Raw genomic sequence first — 21,210 nt, forward strand, 5'->3', positions numbered from 1 at the left:
GCGGCCTTCCGGCGTGATTCGCTAGACAGAACACGTGACTGCGCAGCGCCCCTTCCGGTTCGGTGTCAACATGGTGGTCCCCGAGGCTCGGTCGAATTGGATCGAAAAGTGCCGCCGGGCAGAAGAACTCGGCTTCGACGTGGTCGGCGTCGCCGATCATCTCGGCCTGCCCGCGCCGTTCCCCGCGATGATCCTGGCCGCCGAGGCGACCGAACGGGTGCGGGTGAACACCTTCGTGCTCAACACCGCGTTCTACAATCCGGTCCTGCTGGCCCGCGACGTGGCAGGCGCCGATCAGTTCACCGACGGGCGCGTCGAACTCGGGCTCGGCGCCGGCTACGTGCAGGCGGAATTCGAGGCCGCGGGCATCCCGTTCGAAAGCGGGAGCAAGCGCGTCGAGCACCTGGAGCAGACGGTGATCACGTTGCGCCGCCTGTTCTCCGACCCGGAGTATCAGCCGCAGCCCGCCCAACCGTCGGGTCCGCCCGTGCTCATCGGCGGATGGGGTGATCGGTTGCTCGCCGTCGCCGCGCGGCACGCCGACATCATCGCCTTCACCGGGGCCGCGGCCGCGCGCAACGGCGGACCGCTGCAGATGGCCGGGCTCGCCGAGATCGAGGAGCGCGTCGCCTACGTGCGGGAACTGCTCGGTGCGCGGCTGGACAAGGTCGAGTTCAACATCCTGGTGCAGCGGGTGGTCCCGCCGGAGGAACGCGCGAGCGTCCTGGAGGTCTTCGGTCCGGCGCTGCCGCCGGACGTCGCCGACTCCCCGGAGGAGCACCCGATCCTGCTCATGGGCACCCCCGAGGAGATGGCCGACCACCTGCGCGATCGGCGCGACCGTTACGGCATCAGCTACGTCACCGTCCTCGAGGACAGCATGGAGAAGTTCGCCGCCGTCATCCCGTTGCTGCGCTGATCCGCCGCCCGCGGTTCACGGCAGCCGGTCGACGATGACGCGCGGATCGATCTGCCGCAGTCTTCTCGGCCTGCTGGTCAGGCAGGGCCAGGTGCGTGCGACCGCCTCGCGGGTGACATGACCGGCAGCGACCATGGCGTCGGCGGCAGAGCAGGCACCGCCGGGCTCGCCGGCCGGGTTCACGGTTCGGTCGAACGCCGGGACCACGGTGTGCGGCAAGCCGACCAGCACGGCGAGGATGTCGAGCCGGTCGGCCGGGATGTGCGTGCGCGCCGCCGCGAGCACGGTGCTCGGAACGACGATGGTGTTCCCCGCGTCGACCGTCGCCCAGACGATCGCCTGGGCATAGTCGGCGCGGTTGGTGAACGCGACGACCGCCGCGGCGTCGAAGACGACGCCGCCGAAGGCTCGCAACTTCACGCCGCGTCGGCGTGAGGTGCGTCCACCTCCCGGCCGGATAACGGCGGTGGTCCTGGTGCGGCGACGGCTCTCGGCGCGAAAAGCCTGCCGCCGTGAACGTCTCGCGGAACCAGGCTGCCCGGTTGCGGCCGCGCGACGATGTCGTCGGGCAGCGTGACGGTGGCCTTTCGCGGTCTGTGCTCCCGAAGCGACGGCATGCCCCGACTCTAGCGGGGCGTTGCGCCTCTGGGGAGGGCGCTCGAGCGGGCTTGCGTCCGGGCGGGTGTGGCGCCGCACGAGCCGTCGCCGCATTCGTGACCCGAGCAGGAGATCCGCTGCGGCCGAGTAGATCTCGGCATGTCCACCGGTGGTTTCACGAATGCGCACGCTGGGCCCCGTCGGTCCCGATGCAGAAATTCGTCGCCAGGGCGCGGGGTGGCGCCGGTGGGTCGTGGAAGTCATCGCGCAGCGCCACCTTTCAGAGGACGGCCACGGCGACTCCACCGGCAGTTATTGTGATTTAGGTCACATTTGCCGCGGCATTTTGTCGGTACGGAGTGGCAAGGTGTGCGGTATGCCTTTCGCCGAATCCACCTCAACGCTCGACGCCATCCGGGTCCTGGGAGCCAGTGAGCACAATCTGCGCGACGTGTCGCTCGAGATCCCGAAGAACAAGATCACCGTCTTCACCGGCGTCTCCGGCTCGGGCAAATCCTCGATCGTCTTCGACACCATCGCCGTCGAATCGCAGCGCCAGCTCTACGCCACGTTCCCGGCGTTCATCCTCAATTTCCTGCCCCGCTACGAACGCCCGCACGCCGAGGCCATCGAGAATCTCACCGCGCCGGTGATCATCGATCAGCAGCCGGTGGGCGGTGGCCCGCGATCCACGGTCGGCACCATGACCGACATCTTCTCGATGGTGCGGGCCATGTTCGCCCGATTCGGTTCGCCCTCGGCGGGATTCGTCTACAACTACTCGTTCAATGTGCCGCAGGGCATGTGCCCGGACTGCGACGGTCTCGGGGTCACCGTGCGCGCCGACCCCGATCGGCTGCTCGACCGGACGAAGTCGCTGAACGAAGGCGCGATACTGCTGCCGGGATACGGCGTGGGCAGCGGAGATTGGCAACTCTATGGCAAGTCCGGCCGCTTCGACCCGGACAAGACGCTGACCGACTACACCGGCGAAGAACTCCACGACCTGCTCTACGGCACCGGCGGCAAGGTCGAGCTGACCTTCAGCAAAGGCACCTGGAAGGCGAATTACGAGGGTCTGGCCACGAAATTCACGCGGACCCGGTTGCAGCGCGACACCTCCACGCTGAGTGAGAAGACCCGCGAGCAGATGCGGCAATTCCTCACCGAGGGGGTCTGTCCGACCTGCGCGGGCGCCCGGCTGAACCAGGCGGCCCTGGCTACGAAGATCCACGGGCGCACCATCGCGGACTGGGCGCGCTTGCAGGTCACCGATCTGATCGAGGTGCTCGACGAGATCACCGATCCGGCCGCCGTCGGCCTGGCCCGCGCCATCCGCACCGGGCTGCGGCGGGTGGCCGACATCGGGCTGGGCTATCTGAGCCTGGACCGGCCGACCTCGACCCTCTCCGGCGGCGAAGGGCAGCGGCTGAAGATGATCAAGCATCTGTCCAGCACGCTGATCGGACTGACCTACATCTTCGACGAACCCAGCGTCGGGCTGCACCCACGGGATGTGGGCCGGTTGAACGACCTGCTGAAAGCGCTGCGGGACAAGGGGAACACGGTGATCGTGGTGGAACACGATCCAGATGTCATCCAGATCGCCGACCATGTCGTCGATGTCGGGCCGCGCGCGGGCGTGCACGGCGGGCAAGTGGTGTTCCAGGGCAGTTTCGCCGACCTGCGGACCGCCGACACCCCTACCGGCGCCGGTCTGCGCAGGCCCTTCCGGGTGAAGGACTCCTTTCGTACGGGCACCGGTGAGCTGCTCATCGAGCGTGCGGCGGTGCACAATCTCAAGAACGTGACGGTCGGGATCCCCACCGGCGTCTTGACCTGTGTCACCGGCGTCGCGGGCTCGGGCAAGAGCAGCCTCATCCGGGACGTGTTCGTGAAGGAGTACCCCGAGGCGATCTTCGTGGACCAGTCGCCCATCGCGGCGTCGTCCCGGTCCACGCCCGCGACCTACCTCGGGTTGATGGACCCCATTCGCAAGCTGTTCGCCAAGGCGACGGGGGAGTCCGCGGGCCTGTTCAGCTTCAATTCGGCGGGCGCGTGCGAGCAGTGCGAGGGCCGCGGCGTGATCATCACCGAGATCGCCTACATGGACCCGGTGACCACCCACTGCGACGCCTGCGACGGACGGCGCTTCTCCGATGAGGTGCTCGCCCTGACGCTGCGCGGCAAATCCATCGCCGACGTGCTGGAGATGTCGGCCGAGGAGGCGCTCGGATTCTTCGCCGAGAAGGCGCTGCACACCAAGCTGCGCACCATGAACGAGGTGGGCCTTGACTATCTCAGCCTGGGGCAGGCGATGAGCACGCTCTCCGGCGGAGAGCGGCAGCGCATCAAATTGGCGACCCAGTTGCAGAACACCGGCAGCGTCTACGTGCTCGACGAACCCACCACCGGGCTGCACATGTCCGATGTGGACACGCTGCTCGCACTGATGGACGGTCTGGTCGACCGCGGCAATACCGTCGTGGTGATCGAGCACAATCTCGACGTGGTCGCCCACTCCGACTGGGTGATCGATCTCGGTCCAGACGGCGGCAAGGGCGGCGGCGAGATCGTCTTCACCGGGACGCCCGCCGAGTTGCTCGCGCATCCGTCCTCGCTCACCGGCGAATACCTGCGCCGCTACAAGGCGGGTAGCTAGCCGGCGGGCTTCGGCACCGTGAACTGCTGAGTCCCGGTCACCCGCAGCAGTTCCAGCGCCGACGCCTCCCGGCTGCCTGCCGCCGCCGAGTAGACCACGACCGCCTGGTCGGTGTCCGGGACCAGCAAGGTGTCGCAGTCCAGCCGCAGCGCGCCGAGATCCGGGTGTTCGATCGTCTTGGTCGCGCTGCGCCACTGCCCGGATCGCCGTGCGGTCCACAGCTGCTCGAAGCGTGGACTGCGGGAACGCAGTTCGGAGACCAAGCGCAGGAGGCCGGGATCGTCGGGATAGCGGGCGCGGGCGCTGCGCAGGCTGGCGACGGAGAACGACGCCGCGTTCTCGGCCTCGGCGGGCGTCATCGCGACCCGTCCCGGCTCGGTGCCGAGAAAGCGCTGCCAGATGATGTTGCGCTGGGCGGGCGGCCATGCGGAGAAATCGCCGAGCAGCGCGGTCGCCATCGGATTCCAGGCCAGCACATCGGCTTTGGCCGACAGCACCAGTGCGGGCAGATCCGCCATCCGGTCCAGCAGGCGCAAGACGCTCGGCCGCACCACCATGTCGATGCGGCCCTCCTGCGGCGGCGCCGCGCCGGCGAGCTGGAACAGCAGCGTGCGGTCCTCGTCGTTGAGCCGCAGTGCGCGGGCGAGCGCGGCCAGCACCGCGGTGGACGGACGGGGGCCGCGCCCTTGTTCCAGGCGCACCACATAGTCCACGCTGACGCCGGCGAGTTGGGCGACCTCCTCGCGGCGCAACCCCCGCACCTGCCTACGCGCGCCCGCGGGCAATCCGACATCGCCCGGACGCACTTGGTCGCGCGCCTGCCTGAGCAACGCGGCCAGTTCGGTTCGATCCACATGTCGATCATGCCGCAGCCGGTGGTCGCCGGGGTAGGACCGCTGCTCCCGGGAGGTGGCAGCCCTGATGGACCGGTGCCGCGGTTGCCTGCGGTGCCCCCGCCGTAGTGGGGCGCCACCGGATTTCCGCGCTCGGTGCCCAGCGAGAACAACGAGGGAGGTCGGCCGCACGCGCGTCGTCGCCCGTTCGCCACGGCTGCGGGCGCCGCCGGAGGGGGTTGACGCCCCGCTAGGCGGTGACCGCGCCGAACTCCGTCGCGAGCCAGGCGGGGAACTCGGTGAGGTCGGTGAGGACCACATCCGCGCCCGCCGCCCGCAGTTCGTCGGCCGAGCACGGTCCGGTGCTGACGCCGACCGCGAAGACATCCGCGGCCCGCGCGCCGTTCATGTCGCCGACGTGGTCGCCGACGAAGAGGTCCGCGCCCTGCTCGCGCAGTGTCGCCGCCTTGCCCGCCGACCAGAGGTCGCCCGCGAGGTGGTCGATGCGCCAACCGAGTTCGGTGATATGCAGCTGTGCCAGCGGGGCATGCTTGCCGGTGACCACGAGTACCCGTCCGTTGCGGGCCTCGACGGCCGCCAGCGCGGACTGCGCGCCGGGCATCGGGGGGATGGTCGACACGAGCGTCGGATACAGCGCCCGGTAGCGGGTCACCAGCGCTGGGACGAGTTCCTCCGGCGCGCCCGCTTCGACGAGCAGGGTGGCCAGCGGTGGGCCGAGCCGATCGGCGAACGTCGACCCGCACAGCGGCAGGCCGAACTCCGCGCCGAGCAGGTCGATGGCCCGCGCGACGCCGGGCCGCGAGTCGATCAGCGTCATGTCGAGGTCGAAGCCCACGGTCCAGGTCACTTGATCGACCCTAATCGCCCGCGTGGCGGCGTGCCGGTCGGGCTGTTGTGATTCACAACTCCGCCGCGCGCGGGTGTGTGGGCCGTGGGGCTGTCCGAACGGTGTGGCGGTGCTGCCGTGCTTCACGTGGAACCACCGATGCACTCGATGTCACGTAACCGGATGTGCGACCGCATATTTCGGCATCGGACGCGAACCTGCGTCAGGTGCGGATCGGTGGCGCGGTGCGCTTGGCGTAGCCACTGATCGGGCTGATCTCCATGCGATCTATCCCGCTCAGAGCCCCGATCCGCTCGGTTGTGTAGCGGAACAGGGCATCGGTGTCGCGGCAGACAGTGCACACCAGCAGATTGTGCGGCCCGGTGGTGGCGCCGACGAACGCCGCCTCCGGATCGGCGCCGAGCGTGGTCGCGACGGTGACCAGGTTCGCGGGCGTGACGGTGAGCCAGAGCAGGCTTTGCACCGTGAACCCGAACAGTGCGGGATCGATCTCGACATCGAATCCGAGCACCCGGGCGTGACGCAATTCCTCCACCCGCCGCCGCACCGCGGATTCCGACCACCCGACGGCGCGCGCGAGCCGTGGATAGGCTGCCCGCCCGTCGGCGGCCAGCGCGGGCAGCAGACGCTGATCCAGTTCGCTCGGCGCCACGGGCGCGGCTCGGTCCGCGCGCGGCGCACGGATGACCGCGCTCTGCTCGGCCGACAGCGCCGACATCCGTTCCCGCCAGCGGTGTCGCATGACGTGCCGCAAGACGCGCTGGGCGTCCACCGCCTGGACGGCCGGATGGCGGGCCAGCTCGGGCAGGGGAGCGTCGCCGGGGACACGGAAAAGGCAGGTCAGTTCCGCTCCACCGGCGATGACCGTCACCCAGGCGGTATCGGCGCGGCGCGCCAGCGCGCGGGCCAGCGCGGCGGTGGCATCCGGCCGGACCCGCAGGCGGACCAGCCACTCGGCGTGGCCCACGTGCCCGCTATCGGCGACCCCGGTCACCCGCAGGCCGCCCGTGTCGAGTAGCCGCCGGTAGCGGCGGGCCAGCGTGCGCTCGGAGACCTCCAGCACGGGCGCGAGCCTGCTGAACGGCGCCCGGCCGTCGAGCTGCAAGGCGTGCAGCAGTCTTCGGTCGACGTCGTCCAAGGTGACCGAATCCACCACGTCAGGGTAGGACAATGCCGGATTCCGCCGAATCCTCCTCGGTGACGGGCGGCGCGGCGCCGGTAGGACCAGCATCGCCCGTGTGCAGAAACCGATCGACGCCATCCACCACACCGGAATCCTGACCCGCGATCTGGACGGCCTGGAACGCCGCTATCTCGATCTCGGGTTCACGCTGAGTCCCCGTTCGCGGCACCTGCTGAGCGCGCGCCCGGGCGAACCCCCCACGCCCGGTTGCACGGCCAACCGGTGCGCGTTGTTCGGCGGGGCCTACCTCGAATTGCTCGGTATCGTGGACGAATCCGCGCCGGATCCATGGCACACCAAGGCGATGGCCGACGCGTACGAGGGCTTCCGCCTGCTCAACCTCGAGACCGGTGACGCCGAAGCGGCGCGGCGACAGCTCGCTGCGGCGGGCGTGCCCGCCACCGGCGTGCTCGACCTGGAGCGCGACGTCGCGACCGAGGACGGCGTTCGTGTGGTGCGCGCGCGGGCCGTGCACGTGGACCCGCGTGCGACGCCGGAGGCGATGCTGGGCGTCGCCCAGCATCTGACCCGTGAATATGTGCACCAGCCGCGCTACCTGTCGCACCCGAACGGCGCCCGCGCCATCGCCGCCGTGCTCATCGTCGCGGCCGACGCCGAGTTCGACGCGATCGTCGTACGCTACAGCCGCATCTTGGCTGTGCAGGCCGTCCGCGAGGGACCGCTGACCGTGTTGGAGATGGGCGCGGGGCGGCTGGAGTTGGTACGCGCGTCCGAGGCCCCCGCCGTGCTGCCGGGCGAACCGGCGCCCGCGCCGTCGTACCTGGCCGCCATGACCATCGCGGTGCACGATCCGGCCGTCGCACGCGACATCGTCGGGAACGCGGGTGTACCGGTTCGGGAGAGGGACGAGGGTTTCTTCGTCTCCGCACGGGATGCCTACGGCGCGGGCCTGTTCTTCGTGGCGGGCTGAGTCAGGCCCCAGCCGGCGGGCCTGCGGCGGGTCGTGGCTCGGCGAGCGTGGAGCGCTTGCGTCCGTATCCGAGGTAGACCGCGATGCCGACCAGGACCCACACGCCGAACCGCACCCAGGTCAGCGCCTCCAGGGTGGTCGCGAGCAGGACGCAGCCGAACAGCGCGAGCAACGGAACCACCGGCACCAGCGGGGTGCGGAACGGGCGCTCGCGCTCGGGCTCCGCCCGGCGCAACACCAGCACGCCCACGCACACCACCGCGAACGACGACAGCGCGCCGATGTTCACCAGTTCGACCACGATGTCGATCGGCAGCAGTCCCGCGATGACCGCGCCCAGCACGCCCAGCAGCAGCGTCAGCCGCACCGGCGTGGCCCGTTTCCCAGTGGCCGCGAGGCGGTAGGGCAGCAGCCGGTCGCGGCACATCGCGAACATCAATCGCACCTGCGCGTAGACGATCAGCAGCAGGCCCTTGGTGAGCGCGATGATCGAGGCGATCACGATGACGTCGCCGATCCATCCGATCCGCACCGCGCCGAACGCGGTGGCGATCGGCGCGCCGTTGTTCAGCGTGGCGAACGGCACCATGCCGGTGAGCACGGCGCTGACCAGCGCGTAGAGCACAGTGGCGATGAGTACCGTGCCGATGATGGCGAACGGTACGTCGCGGCGTGGGTCGCGGGCCTCCTCCGCCGACGCGGCGACCACGTCGAAGCCGAGGAAGGCGAAGAACGCGATCGCCGCGCCGCCGATGATGCCCCCGACGCCGAACGGCGCGAACGGGGTCCAGTTGTCCACGCTCGCGTGCGGGGCGCCGACGGCGACCACCAGCACGAGCACGCCGATGGTTACCCCGACCAGCGCCTTGGTGATGCGCGCGGTGAATGTCACCTCGCCGACCAGCACCGCGACGACGGCGGCGACGATCAGGACGGCGGGCAGGTTCACCACGCCGCCTTCGGCGGGCCCGGCGACGAGTGCGTGCGGGATGGTGATGCCGAACAGGGAGTCCAGCGCGGAGACCGTGGTCCCGGACCAGCCGATCGCCACCGCGGCGCCCGCGATGACGAACTCCAGCAGCAGGTTCCAGCCGACCAGGAACGCCGGTGCTTCGCCGAGGGTCGCGTAGGTGTAGGTGTACGCGCTGCCGGAGACCGGCACCATCGCCGCGAGTTCGCTGTAGCACAACGCCACCAGCGCGCACACCGCTCCGGCCAAGACGAACGACAGCACGATAGCGGGGCCGGCCTTCTCCGCGGCGGCGACGCCGGTGATGACGAAGATGCCCGCGCCGACGATGGTGCCGACGCCCATGGCGGTGAGATCGAGTCGGCCGAGCCTGCGCGCGAGCGTGGGAGCGCCCGCCTGGGTCGTGGTGTCGGGCAGTCGGCGGCGCCATCGCCGGGCGGATGCGGTGGTCATGACTCCCTTACGAGAACAGTCCGTCGGTCACGGCCGGTGTGCCGAACCGATAGCCCATTCTCGCCGCGCGGCCCCGCCCGGGAATAACTGGGGTGTTGCGCTCAGCTGCCGGAGGACGCGGCGAAGGGCGTGGCGGCGGCGACGCGGGCGGTGCGGTGCGGATGCCGCCACAAGCCCTCGCGTTCCAGGATCGGGAGCACGCCTTCGCCGAACCAGTACGCCTCCTCCAGGTGGGGGTAGCCGGAGAGGATGAAGTGGTTGATGCCGAGCCGCGCGTATTCGGCCAGCCGATCGGCCACTTCGGCGTGTGAACCGACCAGGGCGGTGCCCGCACCGCCGCGGACCAGGCCGACTCCCGCCCAGAGGTTGGGCGCGATCTCCAGCCGCTCGGTGCTGCCGCCGTGCAGTTCCGACATGCGCCGTTGGCCCTCGGATTCGCTGCGCGCCAGATTGGCCTGCACCCGGTCGATGTCGGCGGGGTCGATGCCTGCCAGCAGGCGGTCGGCCTCGGCCCACGCCTGCTCGGAGGTGTCGCGGCTGATCACGTGGACGCGCAGGCCGTAGTCAAGGACGCGTCCGTGGTCCACCGCCAGACCGCGGATCCACTCCAGCTTCCTGCTCACCGCGGGCAGCGGCTCGCCCCAGGTCAGATAGGCGTCGCTGTAACGGGCCGCGATCGGGCCCGCCGGTTCGGAGGAACCGCCGAAGAACACCGGCGGCACCGGATCGGGGCGGTTGCTCAGCAACGCCTGGTGGACCCGGATGTATTCACCGTCGAACGTCACGGGCTCGGTGGAGGTCCACAGTTCCCGCACCACGTGCAGGAATTCGCCGGTGCGGGCGTAGCGCTGGGCCTTGTCCAGGAAGTCGCCGTAGGCCCGCTGCTCGTGTGGCTCGCCGCCGGTCACCACGTTGAGCAGCAGCCTGCCCCGGGAGTGCCGCTGGAAGGTGGCCGCCATCTGCGCCGCGAGCGTCGGGCTGACCAGGCCGGGACGGAAGGCCACCAGGAATTTCAATGTCTCGGTGGTGTCGACCATCATCGCGGTGGTCAGCCAGGCGTCCTCGCACCACGCGCCGGTGGGGGTGAGCACGGCCTCGAAGCCGTTGTCCTCGGCGGCGGCGCCGATCTGGTTCAGATACCGCAGGTCGGCAGGGCGGTCACCGGACATGAAAGTGCCGTGCCCGCCCGCGACCAGTCCACGGGAATCGCCGTAGGTGGGGAGGAACCAGTGGAACGACAGACTCATGTGAGCCAACTTCCTTCCGGAGACCGCGGCCGAGCCGGTAACGGGCAGATCGAGGTGGTGCGCCCGGAGGCGCCGCAGTGATCCATGCTGTGCGCTCGCCCGGCTCGGGTCACGGTTTGGAACCAGCCCGGTTTTAATCCCGGGGTCCGCGCGTGTCACGATTCGTGACTAGACGTAACCACGGATAACACGTAATCTGGCCTCAGCACGCACCCTCGGGTGTGCGAGGCGGAGCGGACGAAACGAGTACCTCAATGACGCGGCATGTCGACGTATTGATCATCGGCGCTGGGCTGTCCGGAATCGGCATGGCCTGCCATCTCACCAGAGAGCGGACCGGACGCAGTTACGCGATCCTGGAGCGCCGGACGGCCATCGGCGGCACGTGGGACCTGTTCCGTTATCCGGGCATTCGCTCCGATTCCGACATGTACACCTTCGGCTACGGCTTCCGTCCGTGGAACGGCACCAAGGTGCTCGCCGACGGTCCGCACATCCGGCAGTACATCGAGGAGACCGCCGCCGAGTACGGCGTCACCGAGCACATCCGGTTCGGGCGGAAGGTGACCACGGCGCGCTGGTCCGGTGAGACGTCCACCTGGACGGTCGAGGCGCTCGATGAGCAGACCGGCGAGACCGAGGTCTTCACCAGTAACTTCCTGGTCGGCTGCACCGGCTACTACGACTACGACAACGGTTACCGCCCGACGTTCCCCGGCGAGGAGAACTTCGGCGGCCAGATCGTGCACCCGCAGCTCTGGCCCGAAGATCTCGACTACACCGGCAAGCGGGTTGTGGTGATCGGCTCCGGCGCCACGGCGATCACCCTGATCCCGGCCATGAGCGACGCGGCCGCGCACGTCACCATGTTGCAGCGCTCACCGACCTACATCACCGCGCTGCCCGCCGACGACCCGGTCGCGGTGGGGATGAAAGCCGCCAAGGTGCCCGAGAAGCTCGCCTACCGGATCGGGCGGGCGCGCAACATCGCCTTGCAACGCGCGAGCTTCCAACTCTCCCGCACCAACCCGGAGGCGGCCAAGAAGCTGCTGCTGGCCGCCGTGCGGATGCAGGTCGGCTCCGGTATCGACATGCGGCATTTCACCCCGAGCTACAACCCGTGGGACCAGCGGCTGTGCGTGGTGCCCAACGGCGACCTGTTCAAGGTGCTGCGCAGCGGCAAGGCGTCCATCGTCACCGACCGCATCGAGACCTTCACCGAGACCGGCATCCGCCTGGTCTCCGGCGAGGAACTACCCGCCGACCTGGTGATCAGCGCCACCGGCCTGAGCGTGCAGATGCTGGGCGGTATGAGCCTGGAGGTAGACGGCGAGCCGGTGGTCACCCGTGACCGGGTGGTCTACAAGGGCGCCATGCTCGACGGCGTGCCGAACGCGGTGATGGTGCTCGGCTACACCAACGCGTCCTGGACGCTGAAAGCGGACTTGGCCGCCGAGTACTTCTGCCGCGTGCTCAACCACATGAAGACCAACGGTTTCACCCGGGTCGAGGCCGTTGCCACCGATGGCGATCGGGGTGTCGATTCGGTGATGGGCGGCGCGCTGACCTCCGGCTACATCCAGCGCGGCGACGCGGTGATGCCGCGCCAGGGCACCAACGGTCCGTGGCAGGTGATCAACAACTATTTCCGCGACCGCAAGCTGCTGCGCAAGGGCGCGCTCGAGGACGGAGTGCTGACCTTCGGCCGGGCCGAGCAGACGCCGACCGCCGCGCGCCCGCTGGAAGGCACGCGCAGCGCCTGAGCGCCGCCTACAGACCCAGCAGGGTTTCGGCGACTGTGCCCATGGCGGCGCAGTACTCGGCGCGGACGGCGTCGTCGGCGGTCCGGCGGGCGAGGACGCCCGCGGTGAGGGTGTAGCCGATGGTCTCCGCGATCACCCGCGGGTCCGCCACCGGCGCGATGCGGCCCGCCTCGAGCTGACGCTGGAGATACCGGGTGAAGCGGCGGATCGGGCGCTCGGTGATCTCCTCGGCCAGTGTGGCCACTTTCGGGTCCACCGCCCCGCGCTCGTCGATCAGGCGCAGTAAGGGCCCGGCCGCGGCGACCGCCGTGGCGAAGGATTCTATGGTGGCGCGCAACAATATTCGCGGATCGTCGTTCTCGATGCTCGGCTCCTGGGCGGCGAGGAAGTCGTCGCGAACCCGTTCGGCCAGCGCGAGGAAGATCTCCTCTTTCGAGGCGAAGTAGACGTACATCGTCGCGCGGGAGACGCCCGCCGCCCCGGTGATCGCGGCGACCGTGGTGTTGTCGTAGCCGCGCTCGGCGAACACCCGGGCGGCGGCGTCGAGCAGGGCGTGGTGCCGAGGGGTGTGCGAACGCTCCCGCGCTGCGCGCACCGACCAGGTGGACTGGGTCACACCGGTTATCGTGCCGCATATTGACGTTGACGTCAATGTCAACGAGACTGGGCGGCATGCAGGTCGTTGTGGTCAACAGGGGAGAAGTAGCGGTTCGCGTGCTGCGCACCGCCAGGGAACAGGGCTGGCGGACCGTGGCGGTACACACCGCCGAGGAACAAGACGCGCTGCATGTCCGGTTGGCCGACGACGCCGTGCCGTTGCCGGGCGCCGGGGCCGCCGCCTACCTCGACGTGACGGCGGTGATCGCCGCGGCCAGGAAGGCGGGGCCGGGAGCGCTGGTGCACCCGGGTTACGGATTTCTCAGCGAGAGCGCCGAATTCGCCCGCGCGTGCGCTGCGGCGGATCTCGTATTCGTCGGTCCGTCGCCCGAAGCACTCGAGGTCTTCGGCGACAAGACCGCCGCGCGCGCGGCGGCCGATCGCGCGGGCGTCCCGGTGATCCCGGCGACCGATCGCGGCGCCGAGATCGCCGCTGTCGAGTCCCTGCTCGCCGCACATCCCGACGGCGTGATGGTGAAGGCCGCCGCGGGCGGTGGAGGCCGTGGTATGCGCGCCGTGCGGGATGCGGCTCACCTTCCGCACGTGATCGAACGCTGCCGCGCGGAGGCGCTGGCCGGATTCGGCGACTCGGGGATCTACGCGGAGGCGCTGGTCACCGGCGCCCGCCACATCGAAGTCCAGATCGTCGCCGACGGCCGCGGCGCGGCGGCCGTCGGCGATCGCGATTGCAGCGTGCAGCGCAGGCAGCAGAAACTCCTCGAGGTGGCGCCGGCGCCCGAACTCTCCGCCACGTTGCGCGAGCGGTTGCACGGCTGGGCCGTCCGGATCGCCGAATCGGTCGGTTGCCGCGGGGTTCTCACCGTCGAGTTCCTCGCGCGCGGCGACGAGGCGTGGTTTCTCGAGGTCAACCCGCGATTGCAGGTCGAGCACACCGTCACCGAAGCGGTCATGGGGATCGACCTGGTCGCGGTGCAATGCGCTCTGGCCCGCGGCGCCACGCTGGCCGAACTGGCGCTGCCCGCCCCTGACGGCGCACGCGGCTTCGCGGTGCAGGCGCGCCTGAACGCCGAGACCGTCACCTCGGGCGGCGACGTGCTGCCCGGCGCGGGCACGCTGACCCGGTTCGCGCCCCCGACCGGTGGCGCGGTGCGGGTCGACACCGCCGCGTTCACCGGGATGCGGCAGGACGCGCGTTTCGACTCTCTGCTGGCGAAGATCGTCGCGAGTGGTCCGTCCTATCCGGCCGCACTGCGCCGGTGCGCGGACGCCCTGGCCGAGACCGTCGTGACCGGCGTGGACACGAATCTCGCCGTGCTGCGCGCGGTCCTGGCGGAGTTGTCGCGGGGCCGCGTCGTCTCGACCACGTGGTTCGAGCAGCACGTCGGTGAATTGGTCCGGCGTGCTGAGGATTTCGCTCTCGCCTTGCCCGCCGCGCCGGTCGGAGAGCCGGTCGCGGCGGCCGAGGTGACACTGGCCGGTGACGAGCAAGCGGTGCGTTCGCCGATGGGCGGCACGGTGGTCGCGCTAACGGAGCCCGGGGTCGTCGTGGCGGCGGGCGGCGAGGTCGCGGTACTGGAAGCGATGAAGATGCAGCACGTGGTGCGCGCCGAACAGGACTTGCGCGTGTGCCGCCACGTCGTGGCGCTCGGTGCCGTCGTCGATCCGCATGCGCCGCTGCTGACCTTCGTCGCCGCCGACTACGACGGCGCGGTCGTCCAGGACGGTGCGGTAGACCTGGATTCGGTGCGCGCCGATCTCGCCGAGGTCCACGCTCGCCACCGCGTCGGCCTCGACGAAGCACGCCCGGAGGCCGTCGCGAAACGCCATCGACTCGGGCGGCGCACCGCCCGGGAGAACATCGCCGACCTGGTCGACGCGGACAGCTTCGTGGAATACGGCGCGCTCGCGGTCGCCGCGCAGCGCTTGCGTCGCAGCCAGGAGGACCTGATCGCGAACACACCCGCCGACGGTCTGGTCGCGGGCGTCGCCACTGTCGGCGCCGAGCGATTCGGCCCTGATCGGTCCCGCGTGGTGGTGCTGTCCTACGACTACACGGTGCTGGCGGGCACCCAGGGGATGCGCAACCACGTCAAGACCGACCGCATGCTGGAACTCGCTCGTGAGCAACGGCTTCCGGTGGTCTTCTTCACCGAGGGCGGTGGCGGCAGACCGGGCGATACCGACTACCCCGGCATCTCCGGCCTGGACGTCACGACCTTCCGCGCGATGGGTGCGCTTTCCGGTCGCGTGCCGCTGATCGGGATCGTGTCCGGACGCTGCTTCGCGGGCAACGCGGCCCTGCTCGGGATGTGCGACGTCGTGATCGCCACCCCCGACGCGAACATCGGCATGGGCGGTCCGGCCATGATCGAGGGCGGCGGACTGGGCGTGTACGCACCGGAGGACATCGGGCCGGTCGAGGTGCAGCGCCGCAACGGCGTCGTGCACATCGTCGCCGCCGACGAGGCCGAGGCGGTCGCCAGCGCGCGTCGCTATCTCGCATACTTCCAAGGCGACACCGAGGACTGGACCGCGCCGGACCCGCGCGTGGCGCGGCACGTGGTCCCGGAGAATCGCCTGCGCGCGTTCGACATCCGCGCCGCCATCGAAGCCGTCGCGGACGTCGGGTCGGTGCTGGAATTGCGGCGCGACTGGGCGGTCGGGATCGTCACCGCGTTGATCCGGGTCGAGGGACGGCCCTTCGGGTTGATCGCCAACAACTGTCACCATCACGGCGGGGCGATCGACGCTCCCGCCGCGGACAAGCTCGGCATGTTCCTGCGCTTGTGCGACGCCCACCGCCTACCGATCGTCTCCTTGTGCGACACACCGGGTTTCATGGTGGGCCCGGACGCGGAGAAGGACGCCACGGTGACGAAGTTCAGCCGCCTGTTCATCGACTCCGCCGCGCTCTCGGTGCCGCTGGGCACCGTCATCGTCCGCAAGGGTTACGGTCTGGGCGCTCAGGCCATGGCTGCCGGCTCGTTCCGTGCGCCCCGGTTCGTCGTCGCGTGGCCGACCGGTGAGATCGGCGGCATGGGCCTCGAGGGCGCGGTCCGCCTCGGGTTCGCCAAGGAACTGGCCGCGATCGATGATCCGGTCCAGCGTCAGGAGGCTTTCGACAATCTGGTCCAGCTCGCCTACGCCAACGGCAAGGCACTCACCGCCGCCACCGTGCTCGAGGTCGACGACGTCATCGACCCCGCCGACACCCGCCGCTGGCTCCGCACACTGCGTTGATGTGGGGCGGGCTTGACCGATAGCGCCGTGCTCGGGGTTTCGAGCGACCACGCCATCGGCCGGGACCGCCCTGATCTCGAAGCCGGCGTCGGCATCGCCCACGCCGACCGCACCGATGCCCGCTGGTGCCGTTTCCGCCGATCCGGTTGAGATCATGATCCGCACGACCTCTTGTTTCTTCCGGCGGAGGACCGACGGAGCCAGGCGCTCGGCGATGGTGCGGCCGGAGCGGCACACCGTATGCCCCCGAGCGAGCATGCATTTCCCCGCGCGGAAGGCCGGAATCGACGTGAATGAGGGTCGCTCGCGTTCGGCATCAGTTGACCGACGGCCGGTCAACTCGGCTATCGGCGGCTCGCTGTCCTCGGTGCGACGTTGGACGTTCATCGGAAAGGCTCCTGTGCGGGGTGGCCGGGGCGGTACGCGCCCGTGCAGCTAATATCTTTGTTGCAAAAGCAATGGTGGATGCCGTGCACCGCAAGTGCACAATGGGTTCGTGGATGCCATTACCGTCCGGCCTGGAGCGATATCGGAGCCCGATGTCGAGGCTCGGCTCAGTGCTCTGCTGGGGCCGCTGCGGCGTGCGGTGCTCAACCGCACGCGCGCCGCCGAGGGGTTGCCGGATCTGCCGGAACCTCAGATCGAATTGCTCCGGTTGCTGGTGGCCACCGGTGGCCTGACGCCCACCCGTGCCGCGAGTGAACTCCGAATGGCGCCCTCGACGATCAGCAACCTCGTCAAGACGATGGCCGAAACGGGGCTGGTCGATCGCAAGCCGCTGTCTTCCGACCGGCGCGGCGCGATGCTGGTGGCCTCCTCGCGGGCGCGGCATCTGCTCGATCGGTATGACCAGGCCAGCGCCGCGATGTTGCGCGAAGCACTCGACGCCCTTCCCGCCTCCGACCGTACGGCGATCGACTCCGCGCTGCCCGCGTTGCAGCGCTTGCTGGCCATCCTGGCGAATGGTCCCGACGCCGAGTAGCCGCCCGCGATCCGATTCGTCCAATTTCTCCCGCCCATGGCGCCATCCCGGTAAGTTGCCTTTGTCACAAAAGTAGATTCCAGGTCGGTGTGGCAATGCGTCAGGCGCTGACCTCAGGTGTGCAGGAGAGTTCTCATGCCGGTCGACGTCGGTATATCCCAGCGTGTGCGCCCGCGACGGTGGTTGGTCGTTGTCGCGGTCCTGGTCTTCGGGGCGGTCGGCTTCCCCGTCGTCGGACCGGCAGGCGCCGACGAGGGTCCGGTCACGAGTGTTTCCGGTGGGATGATCCGGGGTGCGCGCCTCGACGGGGTGATCAAGTATCTGGGCGTCCCGTTCGCGGCCTCCACCGGGGGCGTGAACCGTTTCGCGCCGCCTCGGCCCGCGCAGTCATGGACGGGCGTTCGCGCGGCCACCGCGCACAGCCCGCAATGCCCGCAATCCTCTCCGCTGCCGTGGACCCCGGCGGTGCAGCCCGCGAGCGAGGACTGCCTCGCCATCGACGTCTACGTGCCGGAACATCCTGCCGGAACCGAACTTCCGATCATGGTGTGGTTCTACGGTGGTGCGTTCGTCCTCGGTTCCAACGCCCAGTACGACTCACCCGCCCGGCTCGTGCGGGATGGCCAGGTCATCGTCGCGATACCCAACTACCGACTCGGCCCGTTCGGTTTCCTGGCGCTGCCGGAACTCGCTGCGGCCGAAGGCGGGATGACCGGAACCTACGGCACCCTCGACCAGCAAGCAGCACTGCGATGGATCCGCGACAACGCCGCGGCCTTCGGTGGAAACCCGGACAATCTCACCTTGTTCGGCGAATCCGCTGGCGGCATGAGCGTCTGCACGCAACTGGCTTCACCCACCGCCCGCGGTCTCTACGCCAAAGCCATCATCGAAAGCGGTTCCTGCGCACGCAGTCCCCTCGCACCCGCCTCGAAAGAACAGGCCTTTCAGCAATCAGCCGATTACGCCGCCGGTCTCGGCTGCGCCGAGGCCGCGACTCGCCTGGCGTGCCTGCGCGCGCTACCGGCCGACCGGATGCTCGATTCGCCCACGACGACTCTGCACACGATGGCCGTCACCTGGACCCCGGTGCGCGACGACGTCGTCGTCACCACCTCGCCGGAGAACGCTTTGGCCGACGGGGTCGCACGCGATATTCCGCTCGTCGTCGGCAGCAACGCCGACGAAGGGGCGACGTTCCTCGCGCTGCTCGATTTCGCTCGCGCCACCGTGCCGGGCTCGGCGGACTATGTGGATTGGGCTCGGGAGATCTTCACCGGCAACGCCGATCGGGTGCTGCAGCGATACCCCGTCGCGGCCTTCCCGACCCCGGCCGAGGCCAAGCAGCACGTGATCACCGACGGTTTCTTCGCCTGTCCGGCGTTGTTCACGACCCGAGCCGCCCGTCGCGGCGGTGCTCGGGTGTGGCAATACCAGTTCAACGATGCACCCTTTGGGCACAACCCGATCCTGCCCGGAGCCTTTCACGGCGCCGAAGTGCCCTACGTCTTCTCCGGATTGCTGGGCGTGCCCATCCCGCTGCCACCCGCGGCGGACCGTCTCTCCCAGCGGATCCAGCAGAGCTGGGCACAGTTCGCGCACATCGGGAACCCCGAAACGCCGGCCTTGGCCCCGTGGCCGTCGGCCTCGGACACGACCCGAACCCTCGAACTCGGCAGCGACGACATCACCGTCGCGGACTCCTTCGCCCGTCAACACCAGTGCGATCTCTGGTCGGACATCGGCCACATCGGCTAGCGGCACGTTCGGTCGCCCGATGAGCGCTCCGGTCGGCAGCGCCCGACCGGTCGGATCGGCGGCGAACCTGTCGTGGGTGACCGGAATACTCGGCGCCGACCGATCATCGTGACGAACTGGAGGAGCGCATGGCGCGCGAACTCGACGACCTGCCCTACGCGCGGTACCTCACGGCCCCGGACGGTGACCCCGAGGCGGAAGGCGACTACGACTGCGTCCGGATGGACGGCGGTGAACTCGACGATCTCGATGTGCGGCACGCGCGGTTCAACGAGTCGGCGTTCACCTCGATGACCTTCACCCGGGGAAGTCTGCGCTACAGCCGGTTCACCGATGTGTGGCTGCGTCACGTCCGCTGGGTGGGCACCGAACTGGCCGACACGGCATGGCTGGACGGGGAGGTGGTGTCGGGCGCGATGTCCGGCGTCGATTTCGCGGGAGCGAACCTGCGGCGGGTGCGGTTCGAAGGCTGCAAATTCGACTCGGTCAACTTCCGCGGCGCCCACTTGCGCGAGGTGTCCTTCGTCGACTGTGTGCTGCGTGACTGCGACTTCGCCGAGGCCGCGCTGACCGACGTCACGGTGCCCGGCTCGGCGCTCGTCCGGCTGTCGTTGCGCAAGACGCGGCTGGCGAAAGTGGATCTGCGCGGCGCGACAGCGCTCGACTTCACCGAGGGGCTCGACAGCCTGCGCGGGGCGACGGTCACCGGTCTGCAGCTGATCGACCTGGCGCCCGCTTTCGCGCGTTCCATCGGCATCACCGTGCGGGATTGAGCGCGTGCGAGCACCGGATTCCGCTGTTCGGGCGACGAAAAATACTGTGCGCCAGTCGGTGGCGCACCGGTATTTCGGCGAACCACCGATGCGCGCGACACCCGATTGATACATTGCGCCGATACCGCGTAGTACCGCTTCATCGAGGATGCGAGCCATGGTCGATCCGGATTCTCTCCGCAGTGCCGCGGGCGTGCGCGCTCTCGTACATATCGCCGGTGAGCGGGGCATGGCGCCTGCCGAGTGCCTTGCCGGTACGGCGCTGGGGCCCGCCGAGCTGGACGATCCGGCCGCCGAGATCACCGCGCACGACGAACTGCGGGTAGTGCACGCGGTGCTCGGTCGCTTCGGTGACGAGCCCGGGCTCGGCCTAGCGGCGGCGGTCCGGCACCAGCTGCGCTCGCGCGGGCCGTGGGGGCTCGCGCTGCTGGGCAGCCGGACACTGCGCGAGCTGATCGAAGTCGGATTGTGCTGCGTCGGTCGTACGGTGCCGTTCGGCCGATTGACCGTCGAGGAAGCCGGCGGCGAAGCGCGGCTGGTATTCGAGGATTCGAACATTCCGCCCGGGACGCGGGCATTCTTCGCCGAAGCGAGCCTGGCCGGGTTGCCCGCCTTCGATCGTGAGCTGTTCTCCGCGGGTGTGCCGGTACGGCAGGTCAGTTTCCGGCATGCTGTTCCGCGCGACATCAGGCGATATCGCGACATCTTCGGGGTCGCGCCGATATTCGGTGCGCCGGTGAGCGCGGTGGTCTTCGACCGCGGTGTGCTGGACCGGCCGTTGCCTCCGGCGAACGACGCCGCGCGGGACAACTGCGGGCAACTGTGCCGTGATCTGCTCGACCGGCACCGGACGCGCACCGGCGTCGCGGCTTCGGTACGCGACCGCCTGGTCCGCACTCCGGGTGAGATCCCCGATCAGTCGACGGTCGCCCTCGGGCTGTATATGAGCTCGCGCACGCTGTCTCGGCGGCTGCACGAGGAAGGCACGTCGTTCCGGGCACTGCTGGACGAGGTGCGCCGAACCATGTCGGAGGTATTGCTCGCACACACCGATATGACCACCGAACAGGTCGCCGCACGGCTCGGCTACGCGGAGGCGGCCTCCTTCATCCGTGCCTTCCGCCGCTGGCAGGGCTGTCCTCCGCAGACGTTTCGCTCGCGGGGCCGCCCGCATCGCGCGCTCGAGTTGGTCTGAGCGTCAGCGGCTCCCCGCCGAGCCGGCCATCCGGTGGAGCATGTCTCAGCGCGCGGACGCGGGCAGACCGTCGGCTATCGTGCCGCCGGGCAGCGGCCGTTCGCTCCAGCACTGGGACGGAAGCCCGCGACGCTCCCGTACTATCGCGATCGGAGTCGGCCTGCCGGGGAGATGAAGGAGGACGGTGTGGAAGTTCGCACCAGCAACGAGCCACTGTG

Annotated in this window: 17 protein-coding genes; 9 read left to right on the forward strand and 8 right to left on the reverse strand. The window is 69.5% G+C overall.

What is annotated here, in order from left to right:
• Positions 1-34: 34 nt before the first annotated feature.
• Positions 35-919, forward strand: coding sequence for an LLM class F420-dependent oxidoreductase (locus tag ACGF7Y_RS07635; RefSeq protein WP_393230440.1), 885 nt, complete (start codon positions 35-37; stop codon positions 917-919).
• Positions 920-934: 15 nt separating this feature from the next.
• Here ACGF7Y_RS07635 and ACGF7Y_RS07640 read toward each other — a convergent pair whose 3' ends face one another.
• Positions 935-1,339: a hypothetical protein gene (locus ACGF7Y_RS07640; protein ID WP_393230443.1), complete on the reverse strand. Its 405-nt coding sequence runs from the start codon at positions 1,337-1,339 to the stop codon at positions 935-937.
• Positions 1,336-1,536: a hypothetical protein gene (locus ACGF7Y_RS07645; protein WP_393230446.1), complete on the reverse strand. Its 201-nt coding sequence runs from the start codon at positions 1,534-1,536 to the stop codon at positions 1,336-1,338. The genes ACGF7Y_RS07640 and ACGF7Y_RS07645 overlap by 4 nt, the downstream gene beginning before the upstream one ends.
• A gap of 356 nt (positions 1,537-1,892) precedes the next feature.
• Here ACGF7Y_RS07645 and ACGF7Y_RS07650 point away from each other — a divergent pair, with 356 nt between their 5' ends.
• Positions 1,893-4,178, forward strand: a complete 2,286-nt coding sequence (locus ACGF7Y_RS07650) for an ATP-binding cassette domain-containing protein (RefSeq protein ID WP_393230449.1) — start codon at positions 1,893-1,895, stop codon at positions 4,176-4,178.
• Here ACGF7Y_RS07650 and ACGF7Y_RS07655 read toward each other — a convergent pair.
• From ACGF7Y_RS07655 to ACGF7Y_RS07665, 3 genes are all read right to left on the reverse strand, one after another.
• Positions 4,175-5,032, reverse strand: coding sequence for a helix-turn-helix transcriptional regulator (locus tag ACGF7Y_RS07655; protein ID WP_393230451.1), 858 nt, complete (start codon positions 5,030-5,032; stop codon positions 4,175-4,177). The genes ACGF7Y_RS07650 and ACGF7Y_RS07655 overlap by 4 nt on opposite strands.
• A 229-nt stretch (positions 5,033-5,261) precedes the next feature.
• Positions 5,262-5,879 carry an HAD family hydrolase gene (locus tag ACGF7Y_RS07660; protein WP_393230454.1) on the reverse strand — a complete coding sequence of 206 codons (618 nt, stop codon included), beginning with the start codon at positions 5,877-5,879 and terminating at the stop codon, positions 5,262-5,264.
• Between the two features lie 202 nt (positions 5,880-6,081).
• Entirely contained in the window at positions 6,082-7,032 is a 951-nt protein-coding gene (locus tag ACGF7Y_RS07665) for an Lrp/AsnC family transcriptional regulator (protein WP_393230457.1), read from the reverse strand.
• Positions 7,033-7,117: 85 nt separating this feature from the next.
• Between ACGF7Y_RS07665 and ACGF7Y_RS07670 the strand changes: the two genes are divergently transcribed.
• The gene (locus tag ACGF7Y_RS07670) at positions 7,118-7,993 is read left to right on the forward strand and encodes a VOC family protein (protein WP_393230460.1); all 876 of its coding nucleotides are present in this window, start codon (positions 7,118-7,120) and stop codon (positions 7,991-7,993) included.
• Position 7,994: 1 nt separating this feature from the next.
• Here ACGF7Y_RS07670 and ACGF7Y_RS07675 read toward each other — a convergent pair whose 3' ends face one another.
• A complete protein-coding gene (locus ACGF7Y_RS07675) occupies positions 7,995-9,416 on the reverse strand; it encodes an amino acid permease (protein ID WP_393230463.1) in 1,422 nt (473 codons plus the stop codon).
• 101 nt (positions 9,417-9,517) lie between these two features.
• On the reverse strand, positions 9,518-10,663 hold the full coding sequence (locus tag ACGF7Y_RS07680) for an LLM class flavin-dependent oxidoreductase (protein ID WP_393230465.1): 1,146 nt from the start codon (positions 10,661-10,663) through the stop codon (positions 9,518-9,520).
• Between the two features lie 254 nt (positions 10,664-10,917).
• Here ACGF7Y_RS07680 and ACGF7Y_RS07685 point away from each other — a divergent pair, with 254 nt between their 5' ends.
• Entirely contained in the window at positions 10,918-12,426 is a 1,509-nt protein-coding gene (locus ACGF7Y_RS07685) for a flavin-containing monooxygenase (RefSeq protein ID WP_393230468.1), read from the forward strand.
• Between the two features lie 7 nt (positions 12,427-12,433).
• On the opposite strand, the gene ACGF7Y_RS07690 is transcribed toward ACGF7Y_RS07685, so the two are convergent.
• Complete coding sequence (locus ACGF7Y_RS07690; RefSeq protein WP_393230471.1) at positions 12,434-13,042, reverse strand: TetR/AcrR family transcriptional regulator; 609 nt, start codon at positions 13,040-13,042, stop codon at positions 12,434-12,436.
• Positions 13,043-13,077: 35 nt separating this feature from the next.
• Between ACGF7Y_RS07690 and ACGF7Y_RS07695 the strand changes: the two genes are divergently transcribed.
• From ACGF7Y_RS07695 to ACGF7Y_RS07715, 5 genes are all read left to right on the forward strand, one after another.
• On the forward strand, positions 13,078-16,284 hold the full coding sequence (locus ACGF7Y_RS07695; protein WP_393230473.1) for a carboxyl transferase domain-containing protein: 3,207 nt from the start codon (positions 13,078-13,080) through the stop codon (positions 16,282-16,284).
• 496 nt (positions 16,285-16,780) lie between these two features.
• Positions 16,781-17,266 carry a MarR family winged helix-turn-helix transcriptional regulator gene (locus ACGF7Y_RS07700; RefSeq protein ID WP_393230476.1) on the forward strand — a complete coding sequence of 162 codons (486 nt, stop codon included), beginning with the start codon at positions 16,781-16,783 and terminating at the stop codon, positions 17,264-17,266.
• A gap of 135 nt (positions 17,267-17,401) precedes the next feature.
• Complete coding sequence (locus tag ACGF7Y_RS07705; RefSeq protein WP_393230478.1) at positions 17,402-19,024, forward strand: carboxylesterase/lipase family protein; 1,623 nt, start codon at positions 17,402-17,404, stop codon at positions 19,022-19,024.
• 128 nt (positions 19,025-19,152) lie between these two features.
• A complete protein-coding gene (locus tag ACGF7Y_RS07710) occupies positions 19,153-19,797 on the forward strand; it encodes a pentapeptide repeat-containing protein (protein ID WP_393230481.1) in 645 nt (214 codons plus the stop codon).
• Positions 19,798-19,954: 157 nt separating this feature from the next.
• Positions 19,955-20,992 carry an AraC family transcriptional regulator gene (locus tag ACGF7Y_RS07715; RefSeq protein ID WP_393230484.1) on the forward strand — a complete coding sequence of 346 codons (1,038 nt, stop codon included), beginning with the start codon at positions 19,955-19,957 and terminating at the stop codon, positions 20,990-20,992.
• Positions 20,993-21,210 lie beyond the last annotated feature (218 nt).

The organism is Nocardia sp. NPDC047654, assembly GCF_043205035.1.
GTDB lineage: Bacteria > Actinomycetota > Actinomycetes > Mycobacteriales > Mycobacteriaceae > Nocardia.

What these genes read in the sequence shown, in the direction of transcription:
- ACGF7Y_RS07645 (WP_393230446.1), bottom strand. Translation starts at nt 1,536, where the DNA reads ATGCCGTCGCTTCGGGAGCACAGACCGCGAAAGGCCACCGTCACGCTG.
- ACGF7Y_RS07650 (WP_393230449.1), top strand. Translation starts at nt 1,893, where the DNA reads ATGCCTTTCGCCGAATCCACCTCAACGCTCGACGCCATCCGGGTCCTG.
- ACGF7Y_RS07675 (WP_393230463.1), bottom strand. Translation starts at nt 9,416, where the DNA reads ATGACCACCGCATCCGCCCGGCGATGGCGCCGCCGACTGCCCGACACC.
- ACGF7Y_RS07680 (WP_393230465.1), bottom strand. Translation starts at nt 10,663, where the DNA reads ATGAGTCTGTCGTTCCACTGGTTCCTCCCCACCTACGGCGATTCCCGT.
- ACGF7Y_RS07685 (WP_393230468.1), top strand. Translation starts at nt 10,918, where the DNA reads ATGACGCGGCATGTCGACGTATTGATCATCGGCGCTGGGCTGTCCGGA.
- ACGF7Y_RS07695 (WP_393230473.1), top strand. Translation starts at nt 13,078, where the DNA reads ATGTCAACGAGACTGGGCGGCATGCAGGTCGTTGTGGTCAACAGGGGA.
- ACGF7Y_RS07705 (WP_393230478.1), top strand. Translation starts at nt 17,402, where the DNA reads ATGCCGGTCGACGTCGGTATATCCCAGCGTGTGCGCCCGCGACGGTGG.
- ACGF7Y_RS07710 (WP_393230481.1), top strand. Translation starts at nt 19,153, where the DNA reads ATGGCGCGCGAACTCGACGACCTGCCCTACGCGCGGTACCTCACGGCC.
- ACGF7Y_RS07715 (WP_393230484.1), top strand. Translation starts at nt 19,955, where the DNA reads ATGGTCGATCCGGATTCTCTCCGCAGTGCCGCGGGCGTGCGCGCTCTC.